General features: G+C 73.4%; 11 protein-coding genes. 4 read left to right on the plus strand and 7 right to left on the minus strand.

Features of this window, described 5'->3' with window-relative positions; translation table 11 throughout:
• Positions 1-6 precede the first annotated feature (6 nt).
• Complete coding sequence (locus tag ACFVHV_RS18230) at positions 7-579, minus strand: hypothetical protein (protein ID WP_380352054.1); 573 nt, start codon at positions 577-579, stop codon at positions 7-9.
• A gap of 183 nt (positions 580-762) precedes the next feature.
• Entirely contained in the window at positions 763-1,782 is a 1,020-nt protein-coding gene (locus tag ACFVHV_RS18235) for a helix-turn-helix transcriptional regulator (protein WP_359904611.1), read from the minus strand.
• A 139-nt stretch (positions 1,783-1,921) separates the two neighbouring features.
• Between ACFVHV_RS18235 and ACFVHV_RS18240 the strand changes: the two genes are divergently transcribed.
• Positions 1,922-2,092, plus strand: a complete 171-nt coding sequence (locus tag ACFVHV_RS18240; protein ID WP_359904608.1) for a hypothetical protein — start codon at positions 1,922-1,924, stop codon at positions 2,090-2,092.
• Positions 2,093-2,149: 57 nt separating this feature from the next.
• Complete coding sequence (locus ACFVHV_RS18245; RefSeq protein ID WP_359904605.1) at positions 2,150-2,377, plus strand: helix-turn-helix transcriptional regulator; 228 nt, start codon at positions 2,150-2,152, stop codon at positions 2,375-2,377.
• Positions 2,378-2,559: 182 nt separating this feature from the next.
• Here ACFVHV_RS18245 and ACFVHV_RS18250 read toward each other — a convergent pair whose 3' ends face one another.
• Entirely contained in the window at positions 2,560-3,741 is a 1,182-nt protein-coding gene (locus ACFVHV_RS18250; RefSeq protein ID WP_380352057.1) for an RICIN domain-containing protein, read from the minus strand.
• A 297-nt stretch (positions 3,742-4,038) separates the two neighbouring features.
• Between ACFVHV_RS18250 and ACFVHV_RS18255 the strand changes: the two genes are divergently transcribed.
• Positions 4,039-4,338, plus strand: a complete 300-nt coding sequence (locus ACFVHV_RS18255) for a hypothetical protein (protein WP_359904599.1) — start codon at positions 4,039-4,041, stop codon at positions 4,336-4,338.
• Between the two features lie 329 nt (positions 4,339-4,667).
• Here the strand turns inward: ACFVHV_RS18255 and ACFVHV_RS18260 are convergent, their stop codons facing one another.
• The 3 genes from ACFVHV_RS18260 to ACFVHV_RS18270 all read right to left on the minus strand — a co-directional run bounded on the left by ACFVHV_RS18260 (position 4,668) and on the right by ACFVHV_RS18270 (position 8,193).
• On the minus strand, positions 4,668-5,489 hold the full coding sequence (locus ACFVHV_RS18260) for an SDR family NAD(P)-dependent oxidoreductase (RefSeq protein WP_380352059.1): 822 nt from the start codon (positions 5,487-5,489) through the stop codon (positions 4,668-4,670).
• A 649-nt stretch (positions 5,490-6,138) separates the two neighbouring features.
• Positions 6,139-6,699, minus strand: a complete 561-nt coding sequence (locus tag ACFVHV_RS18265; RefSeq protein ID WP_380352061.1) for a hypothetical protein — start codon at positions 6,697-6,699, stop codon at positions 6,139-6,141.
• A 375-nt stretch (positions 6,700-7,074) separates the two neighbouring features.
• Positions 7,075-8,193, minus strand: a complete 1,119-nt coding sequence (locus ACFVHV_RS18270; RefSeq protein ID WP_359904590.1) for a hypothetical protein — start codon at positions 8,191-8,193, stop codon at positions 7,075-7,077.
• A gap of 380 nt (positions 8,194-8,573) precedes the next feature.
• Between ACFVHV_RS18270 and ACFVHV_RS18275 the strand changes: the two genes are divergently transcribed.
• Positions 8,574-10,013, plus strand: a complete 1,440-nt coding sequence (locus ACFVHV_RS18275) for an alpha/beta fold hydrolase (protein WP_380352063.1) — start codon at positions 8,574-8,576, stop codon at positions 10,011-10,013.
• Between the two features lie 29 nt (positions 10,014-10,042).
• Here ACFVHV_RS18275 and ACFVHV_RS18280 read toward each other — a convergent pair whose 3' ends face one another.
• The gene (locus tag ACFVHV_RS18280; protein ID WP_380352065.1) at positions 10,043-11,401 is read right to left on the minus strand and encodes a PP2C family protein-serine/threonine phosphatase; all 1,359 of its coding nucleotides are present in this window, start codon (positions 11,399-11,401) and stop codon (positions 10,043-10,045) included.
• Positions 11,402-11,549 lie beyond the last annotated feature (148 nt).

An 11,549-nucleotide genomic window follows, 5' to 3' on the forward strand; every position in this document is an offset into this window, starting at 1 on the left:
CGGTGGCTACCGGCCGACGCCGGGCCCGGGGCCTCTCCCGGGACGGGCCCGCGGCCCGGTCCGCGGTGTCGGGATCTGAAGCACCGCATGCCGTGAGCCCGGCTCGGGCAGCAGCGTGCAGGTCGAACGGCGCGGGACGAAGAGCGCCTGGCCGCCCCGCAGTCGGACCGCCAGCGGCACCCGGTGCGCGTCGGTCGAGGCGGTGGAGCCGGTGGAGCCGATCGGACCGGGGATCGTATCCGTCGAGGCGGACGGCGCACCGACCAGGATGTCGGTGACGGAGGACAGCTGGAGTACCAGGAGCTCCTCCGAACCGGCCTGTCGCATCTGCGCCGCGTGCGGGTCCGCGGGGTCCTGAGGGAGGATCCGGACGGTGACGCCCAGCAGTGTGCTCAGCCCGGTGGCGAGGGCTGCCGCGGCCTCCGCCGTGGACGGGTCGCCGGTGACGGGGGGCTCGTAGTCCGTCCACAGGACGGCCGGTCCTCCACCGGACCGGGCCGAGAGGAACGCGGCGAGTTCCCGGAGGTAGCCGCTCTCGTCGACCGGTTCGTTCTCCTGATCGTCCTGCCCCCACTGCACCGTCGTCCCCCGTTCCGGAGCCTCGCGACGGGAGGCTTCCCTTCGCCGGGCTCCATCATGGATTCCGGTGGTGGCGCCGGGACAGTCACGCGAACCCGGTCCCGGGCCTCCGGTCCCGGGCTCGCGTGACCCTGCCGCCCGCGTGACCCGGCCGCCCCCGTACCCCTGTCTCCCGGGGTGCCGCTACTCGCCCAGCAGCCCGGTACGGGCGGCGGCCACACCCGCCTGGAACCGACTCTCGGCGTCCAACTGACCCATGATGTCGGCGATGTGACGCCGCGCGGTGCGCAGGGACATCCCGAGGCGGCGGGCGATCGTCTCGTCCTTGAGCCCGGCGGCGAGCAGCCGCAGGATGGTCCGGTCGATCTCCTGGGAGACCTGCTCCAGACCGTCCGCGGTGGCGGCGGAGAACGGCCTGGCACACGACCAGGACTGTTCGAAGATCTCGCACAGGTAGGCGACCAGTGACTCCTGACGGACCGCCACCGCGCCCCAGGAGCCGTCGCTCGCGGGGATGAAGGCGAGTTCGCGGTCGAAGACGATGATGCGGCCGAACAGCTCGTGGACGGTGCGGTACTCGCCGCCGAGCGGCGAGGCCGCTTCCACGTACGCCTGGCTGGGGCCGTTGAAGCGTGCGGTGTGGTGGTAGAGCGTGCGCATCCGCACCCCGCGGGCGAGCAGCGCACGGTCACGGCCGAGGGCTTCCTCCATGGCCGCCGGCACGCGGCTTCCGCCGCCGGGCTGGCTGGCCAGCACCTCGCTCCGGCAGCTGTCCGAGGCCCGGTCGAGTGCCGCCCGTACCTCCTGAAGGCTGCTGATGACCTCGACCCCCTCACCGGCGCCGGCCGCCCGTCCGCCGCGCTGGTAGTGGGGGAAGAAGCCGACGAGTCGGGCCTGTCCCCTGGCCAGCTCCTCCTGCTCGCGGCGGATCCGGGCCTCGGCGGGGGCGGCGAGCCGGGCCATCGCGGCCTCCGGTGCGACGGCGTAGCCCGCCGCCGGGTCCTGCGGATCCGGGTACACCAGGCGCAGGGCGCTCAGCCGGCGTACCGAGGCGGCTGCCCGGTCCGGGTCCAGTCCCAAGTCTGCGGCGATGGCCTCGGGTTCGAGCCGGTGGTGTTCCAGTACCCAGGAGTAGACCGCCACGTCGACCTGATCGGGTTCCGTTCCGCCCGCCCGATCGTCCGGTTCACCGGAAATGTCCATGTACATCCCCCAGTCACTTTGCTGCCACCCAGCTTGGTGAGGTGGTCGGCCCGTAGGCGCGTGATCATCTCGGCGACATGCTAGATCACAGGCCGGGACCCGCTCGGCGGACCATCGAGGTTCCCTCCAGGAGGACTCCATGAAGCGTTTCATCACCGCCGCCGTACTGCTCGCGGCACTTCTCGGGATCAGCGCCCCCGCCGCGCTCGCCGTTCCGCAGGACCACGCGACGGCGGCCCGCAACGTTCACGCGGACGACACCTCGTGGGGCGGCGCGTGCACGACCCCCGGCTGCCAGCCCATCTACTGAGCGGTCGCCGTGACTGCCGCTCCCGTCCGACGTCCCCTCAGCCAGGAGAGTGCCCCGATGTCCCGACCCGCCACCGCCGCCCCCGCCCTGAGCCGCCGGGAGGTGGAGGTGCTGGAGCTGCTGGCCCGAGGAGCCACCTACGACACCATCGCGCGCCGCCTCCAGCTCAGCCCGCACACCGTCGACACCTACCTCCGACGGATCCGCAGCAAGACCGGCGCCACCACCCGCATGCAGTTGGCGCTGTTCGCCTTCACCCACGGCCACGGCCTCCCCGTCTCGTGACGCGGCCCCGGGGCGCGTGCGCGACGTCGGGCCGGACACGGGCCCGCCCCCGCCGGCGGGTCCCGGCGGGGGCGGAGTCAGGGGCGGAGGCAGGGGCGGAGGCAGGGGCGGGCTCGGGCGAGGGGGCGGGGTCGGGCGAGGGGGCGGGGTCGGGCGAGGGGGCGGGGTCGGGCGAGGGACGGTCAGGGCTTGATCGTCCAGCGCTGGTTCCAGTCGTTGGTGCAGGTCCAGACCCCGAGGGCCTTGTTGTCCTCGTCGTAGGTGAGGCAGTCGTCGGTGCTGACGCGGATCTGGTACTCGCCGTCGCCGAACGCGAAGACCTCCCACTTCTGGGCGGCGGAGCCCGTCCAGGGGCGCGCCTCGGCCAGGTAGCTCTTGGTGTTCTCGGTGAGGGCCAGGCCGGTGACGGCGTTGGTGATCTTGTAGAGCCCGCCGGCGTCCTGGGTGAAGACCCAGCCGGTGGACTTGGCGGCGGTGCTGGTGGCGGCGGTGACCGGGGTACCGCTCGCGGAACCGTTGGCGGCGGGCGCCCTGCCGTTCCTGACGCTCGGGTGCAGCGTGCCGCCCAACTGGGCGGCGCCCGAGTCGGCGACACCGAAGCCCATCCGGATGTGGCCGCCGGGGATGCTGCTCCCGGTGTCGCCGGTCTCGTGCGCGGGGATGCCGGGGGTCTCCGGGCTGCTGATGGGGATCGCGGGGACGGTGATGATCTGGCCTCCGATCGGCACCTGGGGCGTCGAGGGGGTTCCGGGCGGAGGGGTGGAGCCGCTGGAGGACCCCGGCACCACCCGGGCCGGGAAGTGGATGATCCGGCCCCCACGGCCGCTGGTGTCCGAGTCATGGCCGATGAAGGCCCAGTTCATGAAGCCGCCGTCACCGTAGTTGACGAAGGTCGACTCGCCCGCGAAGACCCAGACCTTGAAGTCGTCGTAGCCCTGCGGCCCGCCCTCCTTGTCGTGGTGCTCCAGCTTGACGTCGTCCTCGAACATCACCCCCCGCATGTTCGCCGAGTAGTCGTTCTTGAACCACTTGGTGTCGAAGGCGTCCGTCCCGTCGTACTTGAAGACGAGGACGTTGTAGCCGGGCGCGGCACTGCTCAGCTTGGAGACCAGGGCCTGGGTGAACTGGGCGTTCTCCATCTTCGCCTGGTTGGCCGCACCGAGGACGAACTTGACGGTGTCGGCGACGGCGCCGATCAGGGCGCTGGTGCAGTTGCCGCCCCCGACGCCGTCCTTGCCGGCGCAGTCGGCCGCGGCGGCCGGGGTCGGGGCCGCGACCAGAGCCGTACCGGCCCCGGCGAGGAGGCTGACGGCCAGGGCGGTGGCGGTGGCGGACTTCTTCAGGCGGGCGCTAACGGCGCTCATGATGGGCTGCTTTCGGACGAGTTCGGAGGAAGCGTCAGGCGGACCGGCACAACGCGGTACGGGTGCGGGCGGCCAGGGGGGCGTCGCCGCCGCCACCTGTCCGGTCCGCCTTCCTGCCGGCGTTCCGTTCGGTGAGGTAGATCTTGCCGAGCCGCGATGGTCACGGACAGTCACGAAGATCCGGTGCCGGAGCGGCGGTACCTGGATCACGTGACACGCCCCGCGGCCGGAGCGGTGACGGAACTGCCGCCGGACGGGGGGCCTGACAGCCGCGGGTCCCGCCTGTAGCGTCGCCCCATGACCGACGAGATCACGGCCAGGGCAGGCAGAGAGTTCTACACGTTCGACGGCCGGATCCTGGAGGTCTTCGGGAGCTGTCCGAAGCGGTTCCACATCCGGAACACGGACCTGCGGGTCACGGGCCCCGACCGGAAGGGGAGGCGGACCGTCGAGGTCGTCGCCGGTTCGCCCGAGGCCCCGGCGACGCAGCACACCTGGCACCTGTCGGCCGAGGAATGGCAGCGGGCGCAGGGCCTGGAAGCCCTGCTGGAAACGGTACGGGCGGCCATCGCGTCCGCCCGGGGGCACGGAGCCTGAGGGTTCTCCGCAGCTGCGGCCGGGGACGGCCGCAGCCCTGTCAGCGGCTCGGTCTTGACAAAGCATTGGCGGCGCCTCGGCCGGTGATCGTCCGCTGCTGTTCGCCGGACCCGTCACAGGTCCGCACGCCGATCACCTTCCGGGAGCGCCCGAGCCCCGGGGGCCTCAATGGGTGCACCCGGTGCCGGTCGCACGCGGCACCGGGTGGGTCCATCGGGTCAACGCCCGCTCTTCCGGCCGTGGTTGGCCCTCTTCCTCCGCCGGGCCCTCTTCTCGCGGGCGCGCTTGGACATCGTGCCCCTCCTCCCGGTCCGTGGGGTGCCGGCGGTTCAGGCGGCCCGGCCGGCCAGCTGGTCGGCGAGCTTGGCCAGGCGCTTCAGCGAGCGCTCCTCCTGGACGGCCGGCGCCACGGGCGCGACCGCATCGCCGTCGAAGTAGGCGCCGTTGGCCACGACCGTCCCCGGCAGGCAGAGCCGCACCACGGCCGCCGCCCCCTCCGCCGCCGGCGCGCCGGTGCGCCCGTACAGCGGCAGCAGCGCGGTGGCGCACTGGCCCGGGTCGAGGCTGACGGCGGTGATGCCGGAGCCGGCCGGGGCCATCCCGGCGGTCGCCATGGTGAGCGCCAGCTGCGACTGCGCGTACGCGGCGACCCGCGAGTACCTCTTCGTCCGGTGCGGGTCCGACCAGTTCATCGAGGCGGTGCGGTGCAGCGAGGAGGAGACGTTGACGATCCGGGCGTCGCCGGCCGCCGAGAGCGGGGCGCGCAGCAGCCTCGCCAGCAGGTGCGCGGCCAGGAAGTTGACCTGGAGCGAGACCTCGTTGCCGTCGCCGGTCAGGGTGCAGCGCTCGGGCGCCATCGCGGCGGCGTTGTTCACCAGCAGGTCCAGCGCCGGGTAGTGCTTCACGACCGTGCCCGCCAGCGCCGCGACCTCGGCGAGGTGGGTGAAGTCGGCCGCCAGTTCGACGAGTTGGTTCCGCCGGGCGCCCGCGGCGACCAGCCGCTCGACGGCGTCCGCCGCCTCGGCGGCGGTCCGGGCGTGCACGAGCACGGTCGCACCGTGCCCGGCGAGCAGCCGGGCGGTCTCCCAACCGATCCCGGAGGAGGCACCGGTGACGAGGGCGGTGCGGGCGGACAGCACAGTGTCGGACATGACCCATCCAAGGGTGGAAGGCACCGGCGGGGCGCGGGAGTTGCGCGGCACGAGGCCGCTCGCTCCCGGGGCCGCCGGTGCGGGAAAGGTGTGGTGCGATGAGAGGATGCCGCCCGTCCCCCGCCCCTCGGAGCCGGTCGGGGCCGAGGAACGGGCGGCGGCGATCGGCACGGAACCGGTGGAGGACACCGAAACCCGTGCCCCGCGGCCGGCGGAGAGCGGGAAGCGGCTCGGTCCTACCGGACGGCGGTGGCGACCGCGACAGCGACGATCCGCGGCCGGCTATGCGGCGGGCGGTCGTGGTGGCGTGTCGAGCGGTGCATGTGCTCCATCAAAGCCCGCCCGCGGGCCCGGGGCAAGCGCGTTCACCCTCCCTGACGAACCCCTGACGAACCCCTGACGCCCACCGACGCGCTGCTGACGCGTCGTTGACGCGTCGTTGACGCGCACACCCGAACGGGGTGCCCACGGCGACCGGTGTCCCGGAACACGGCGGCACGGGTGCCGTCAGCCCCTGCGGTGCCACCACGTCAACTCCGCGTCCGCCGTCGGCTCGTGGTGCGACCGCCGGAGAAGGCGGCCGCGCGCCGACGGGAGAGCTCTTGTTCACGGCCCTCGCGCCGACGACCCCGGCCCGGTGTCCGGTGCGTCAGCCGGTTGCCGGCCCCGGCCGGTGGGACAGGCGGATCACCGTCGTGGAGTCGACGGTGCGGGCGCCGGCCATGGTGCCGCACCCGGTGCTGATGCTGGTGCCCGTACCGCTCAGCGTGTCACCGGCGAATCGCGCGCTGTCGGAGGTGACCCTGCCGGCGGCGACCAGCGAGGCGGTCCCGTAGGCCTTGACGACGTCGACGCGGTCGAACCTGAGCGTGGAGACGGCGCCGTCCGCCCAGGTGACGCGGGTGGCCGAGGTGTCGCCGTGCTCGTCGCCGGTGCATTCGGTGCGCGGCAGGGTGACGGTGTGGTCGACGGTCCCGGCGGCAACGGGCCGGCCTGCCGGGTCGACGCACTTCACGGTGCCGGTCATGTGCAAGGTGTCGGCCTGGGGTGCGTTGCCGCCGCCGGGGTCGACGGGGGTGTCGAAGGTGCCGTGGAGGGTGCGCACGCAGGTGGCGTCGACCTCGGGATCGGCGGAGGCGGCGCCGGCCGGAATGGCCGCTTCGAGGAGTGCCACGGCGGTGAGTGCGGCGCCGACGAGTACGGGTTTCATGAGCTGGATTTTCTCCTGTTGAATTCGGGTTCGATCAACGATTTTCCTGGGCCACGACTTCGGCGCCGCGCACGGGAGCCAGGGCCGTAACCACCCGGTCCACCCGCGAGAGATATTCCGACCGGGAAACGATCTGATCGTTATCCGAATCAAACATTGAGAAGATACGACGTTCTACTTCATCACACACAGCAGTCCCCTCCGGTATTCGTCCGCGGTTTTCCGGAACCGCACAATACCGACGGAGACGCCGGTTCCCAGGAGGCGCGCGATCCGGGGAGGCGCCCGATCCACCCGCCACCGGCGGGCCGCGGTGCACCGGCCGCGACCACCGCCGGTGCACCGCTCCTCCTGGTTCCCACGCCGTTCCCGCGCTCAGTGCAGGACGTCGAGGGCGTTGTCCGCGTCGTTGACGAAGTAGACGGCGTCCCGGTCGAGGTCCAGCGCGAGACCGAAGAGCGCGCCGGCGCCCGGCGGAGTGCCCTCGTTGTTGATCTGCTTGCTCGCCACCTGCCGCCCCTCGGGAGTCGTCTCGACGATGTTGCCGTCCCCGCCGTTGACCGTGAGGATGTCACCCCGGGGTGCGATCGCCAGCCCCAGCGGGGCGTTGAGGCCGCCGCCCTCGGTGACGACCCGGCCGATGCCCGCGCTGTCCGTGCGGGCTACCGCGTGCGGGATCGCGGTGATCCGGCTCAGCACCGCGTCGGCGACGAACAGCGTGCCGTCATGGCCGAGGCCGACCCCGGTCGGGCCGACCACCAGGGCCGCCGGGTCCGTCCGCTCGGGGAACCCGGAGCCGATCTCGGTGGTGGCCACCCGCTGCGGCGGCCGGTCGTCCTCGGTGCACAGGGTGATCCGCAGGACGGTGCCCCGGTCGACCTCCGCACCGCCGCCGGCGACCGTCCCGTTGAGCACGTTGGTGACGAACAGCTCGCTGCGCTTGCCGGTGCTGACGGCGGTCATGTCCCACGGACCGTTGATGCCGTCGCCCGCGATGGTCTCCCGGACGGTTCCGTGCCGGTCGAGCACCAGCAGGCAGCCGGCCTGGGCGGTGTCGGACGTGCCGTCCGCGGTGGGCAGGCTGCCGACCACGACCCAGCCGCCGGGCAGGACGGTCAGCGCCGTGGTGAGGCCGACCCCGCCGGGGCAGGGGCCGGGCAGGTTGTTCGGGTCGATCGTGGCGAACGTCGTCCTGCTGCCGCCCGGGGTCACCTGGACCAGGGTGGTGCCGGTGCCCTGGAGGTTGGCCGAGTTGTTGAAGTTGCTGATCAGGACGTTGCCCCGGTGCAGGTCACCGACGCTCTCCTGGATGGTGAACGTGCCGTACGGGTTGACGTCGCCGTTCTCGGGGACAGTGGACGCGACGGCGGACACGGTGTGCAGCCGGTCCAGGAACGGCGGCGGGTCCGCCGCGCCGGCCGGGGACGCGGCAGCGGCCAGACCGAGGGTCAGCGCGGTGGTCACCAGCGCGTTCGAACATGCCCGAAGCTTCATGTGCACATGCCTTCTGGAGGGCGGACCGGACCTCCGGTTCCCGGACGGCCCGACCCGCGGAAGTACTCGGATCGCCCCCGGAACGCCACGCTAGGCGCAGGCCGCCGCACCCCGCCTCACGACGTCCGCCAAACGCTGATCACACTGAGTGACGACAGTGCGCCGATGCTCGGCGGGGCGCTGGACCTCGTCGGCATCGCCCTGCCCGAGACGGTGCAACACCCGTACGCGGGCGCCGCTCCGCCTTCCGGGGCCGTCCGGGGCCTGACGGTTCGTTCCCACTCGGATCCCGCCCGAACGCTCGCCATCGACGCGCCCCGGGCGCAGGCTGCTTCCGTGACCGTGTCCGTACGGACGCGGTGCGAGCGGAAGGACGACACATGACGAGCACACGCGGCCGCATCGCCGCCCTGGCGGGCGCCTTCGCGGTGGTCGCCGGCACCACCCTGGCGACCCCCGCCCTCGCCTCCACCGGAGCCGGAGCGTTGGCCGGAGCCGGAGTTGAGGCCGGTGCCTCGGCCGGCGGCGAAGCCCCGGCCGGCGGCGGGATCACCGGGCAGGCACCCTGCCCGGACGCGCCCGAGTTCACCTGCGGGACCCTCACCGTCCCGCTCGACCACAGCGGCGCCACCCCCGGCAGCCTGGACCTCGCGGTCGCCTTCACCGGCAACACCAAGGCGCCCAAGGGCGACCTGCTGTTCCTCACCGGCGGCCCCGGCCAGCCCGGCGTCCCGACGATCAAGCAGATCGCGGGCAAGCTGGAGCCCGTCCTCAAGGACTACCACCTGGTCATGTACGACCAGCGCGGAACCGGCCGGAACGCGCTCCAATGCCCCGGCCTCCAGGAGGACATGGGCTCCTCCGACCTCGCCCTGCCGCGCAGGCAGTCCGTCACCGACTGCGCCACCGCCCTCGGCACCGACGCCCGCCACTACAGCACCGCCGACACCGTCGCCGACATCGACCTGCTGCGCCGCGCCCTCGGCGACCGGCGCCTGACCCTGGACGGCGTCTCCTACGGCACCATCGTCGCGAAGCGGTACGCGCTCGCCCACCCGGCGCACGTGGCCCGGCTGGTGCTCGACTCGGTGGCGCCGCCACAGGGTTTCGACCCCCTCGACCTGGCCGCGCTGCCCGCGAGCGCCCGGATCCTGCGGGCCGTCTGCCGGGCCACCGGCTGCACCACCGACCCGGCCGCCGACCTCGCCGCCACCGTTCGGCGGTACGGCAACGGAGCGCAGATCCTGAGTGCGCTCACCGGCTACGAGTTCATCGACCCGGACTACGGCGGGGTCCCGGAAATCCTGCACGAGGCCGCCGCCGGGCAGCCCGCGAAGCTCCAGGACTTCTTCGAACTCGTCCACCGGGAGGTCGACGCCGCCCCGGCCGAGGATCTCAGCCAGGGGCTGCACTCCGCCACCCTGTGCGCCGACTCGCACTTCCCGTGGGGCACCACGGACACCCCCGTCGAGGGCCGGGCGGCCGCGCTGGAGCGCGCCCGGCAGCGGCTGACCACCGAGCAGACCTGGCCGTTCGACCCGGCGACCGCGACCGGGCTCGGCAGCCTCCTGGTCTGCCTGGACTGGCCGCGCGAGCCCGTCCCGCCGATCCCGCCGGCGCACAGCATGCTGCCCGACGTGCCGGTGCTGCTGCTCGGCGGCGACCGGGACCTGGCCACGCCTTATGAACTGCTCTTCCAACAGGCCGAGTTCGCGCACCATCCGCAGATCGTGATCGTGCCGGGCGCGGCCCACTCGGTGCAGAACCGGGCGGCGAACCCGGCCGGACGGCAGGCGGTGTACGACTTCCTGCTGAAGTAGCGGGGGCGGCGTCGGCCCCCGGGGCGGGACTACGGCCGCCGGTCGGTCCGCTCCTCGGCGGGGGTGCGGATGGCGAGGACGGCCATGTCGTCGTGGCCGTCGCTGGGGTGGTGGTCGGCGAGGAAGCGGACGAGATCGTCCAGGGGTTCGCCCGCGTGGGCGGCGGCGAGCTCGGCGAGCGCGTCCAGGCCGCGGTCGATGGGATGGTCGGGGTGTTCGACGAGGCCGTCGGTGAACAGGACGACGGTGCTTCCCGCGGGCAGCGGCTCGGAGTGGTCGGGGCGGTGGAGCTCGGGGTCGATGCCCAGCGGGATGCCGGGTTCGCCGTCCAGGTACCGGGCTCGGCCGTCGGGGGTGAGGACGAGGGGCGGCGGGTGGCCGGCGGTGCTCCAGTGGACGGTCCAGCCGTCGGCGGCGGGTTCGATCCGGGCCAGGCACGCGGTGGTGACGGGCAGGTCGGTGATGGCGCGCACGGTGAGGTCGGGCCGGGTCAGCACCGAGCTGGGAGGGCTCCCCCGGTCGTACAGCAGGGCGCGCAGCATGTTGCGGGCCTGGGCCATGGCGGCGGCGGCGTACAGGTCGTGCCCGACGACGTCGCCGATGACGGCGGCGCAGGCCTGGTCGGGCAGGACGGCGGCGTCGTACCAGTCGCCGCCGACTCCGGCCGGTTCGGCGGCGGTGCGGTAGACCGCGGCCCCGGAGAACGGGCGCAGGTCCGGCAGCGTGGGCAGCAGCAGCCGCTGGAACTGCTCCGCGCTGTCGCGCAGGTGGCCGAACAGGCGGGCGTTGTCGATGGCGATGCCGGCCGCGCCCGCGAGGGCGCGCACGATCTCCTCGTCGTCCTGGTCGAACGGCCGGCCGTCCGCGCGCTCGGAGAGGTAGAGGTCGCCGTAGATCTCGCCGCGGACGGTGACCGCCACGCCCAGCAGGGTGCGCATCGGCGGGTGGCCCGGCGGGAAGCCGACGGAGGCCGGGTGGGAGGGGATGTCGTCCACGCGCAGCGGCTCGGGGTGGCGGATCAGGTGGCCCAGCACTCCGCGCCCGTGCGGGAACCCGGTTCCGGCGAGGGCCGCGCGCTCCTCCTCGGTCAGGCCGGCGGTGACGAAGTGCTCCAGGTGGTCGCCGGAGGGGGCGAGGACGCCGAGCGCGCCGTAGCGGGCACCGGCCAGGTCCATGGCCGTGGTGACGATGCGGTGCAGCACCGCGGGCAGATCCAGGTCGCCGCCGATGGCCAGGACCGCCGACAGCAGCCCCTGCAGCCGGTCCGTCGACCTCGCCAGGGCGCGCAGCTGCGCCGCGGCGCCCTCCACCTGTTCGTCCGGATCGGGCCCCGGCCCCGGCAGGTCCCCCTCGGCCGGTGGCCCGGCGGGCTCCCCCGCGGGGCTCATGACATCGCCTCGTTCATGACCGCCAACGCTACCCACGCCACCGCGGCCCGGCCGGGAGCACGCGCCCGGCGCGCGGTGGGTGTTGGGCGCCCACCAACCCCCCCCCCGGCCCGGGGGCGAGAGGTACGCTTAAAAACAATAAGAAGCG

The sequence above is a fragment of the Kitasatospora sp. NPDC127116 genome, from assembly GCF_042677365.1.
Lineage (GTDB): Bacteria > Actinomycetota > Actinomycetes > Streptomycetales > Streptomycetaceae > Kitasatospora > Kitasatospora lactacystinica.

Excerpts from the sequence above, each read along its gene's own strand:
- ACFVHV_RS18280 (WP_380352065.1), bottom strand. The coding sequence starts at position 11,401 with ATGAGCCCCGCGGGGGAGCCCGCCGGGCCACCGGCCGAGGGGGACCTG.
- ACFVHV_RS18250 (WP_380352057.1), bottom strand. The coding sequence starts at position 3,741 with ATGAGCGCCGTTAGCGCCCGCCTGAAGAAGTCCGCCACCGCCACCGCC.
- ACFVHV_RS18265 (WP_380352061.1), bottom strand. The coding sequence starts at position 6,699 with ATGAAACCCGTACTCGTCGGCGCCGCACTCACCGCCGTGGCACTCCTC.
- ACFVHV_RS18245 (WP_359904605.1), top strand. The coding sequence starts at position 2,150 with ATGTCCCGACCCGCCACCGCCGCCCCCGCCCTGAGCCGCCGGGAGGTG.
- ACFVHV_RS18240 (WP_359904608.1), top strand. The coding sequence starts at position 1,922 with ATGAAGCGTTTCATCACCGCCGCCGTACTGCTCGCGGCACTTCTCGGG.
- ACFVHV_RS18260 (WP_380352059.1), bottom strand. The coding sequence starts at position 5,489 with ATGTCCGACACTGTGCTGTCCGCCCGCACCGCCCTCGTCACCGGTGCC.
- ACFVHV_RS18270 (WP_359904590.1), bottom strand. The coding sequence starts at position 8,193 with ATGAAGCTTCGGGCATGTTCGAACGCGCTGGTGACCACCGCGCTGACC.
- ACFVHV_RS18275 (WP_380352063.1), top strand. The coding sequence starts at position 8,574 with ATGACGAGCACACGCGGCCGCATCGCCGCCCTGGCGGGCGCCTTCGCG.
- ACFVHV_RS18255 (WP_359904599.1), top strand. The coding sequence starts at position 4,039 with ATGACCGACGAGATCACGGCCAGGGCAGGCAGAGAGTTCTACACGTTC.
- ACFVHV_RS18235 (WP_359904611.1), bottom strand. The coding sequence starts at position 1,782 with ATGGACATTTCCGGTGAACCGGACGATCGGGCGGGCGGAACGGAACCC.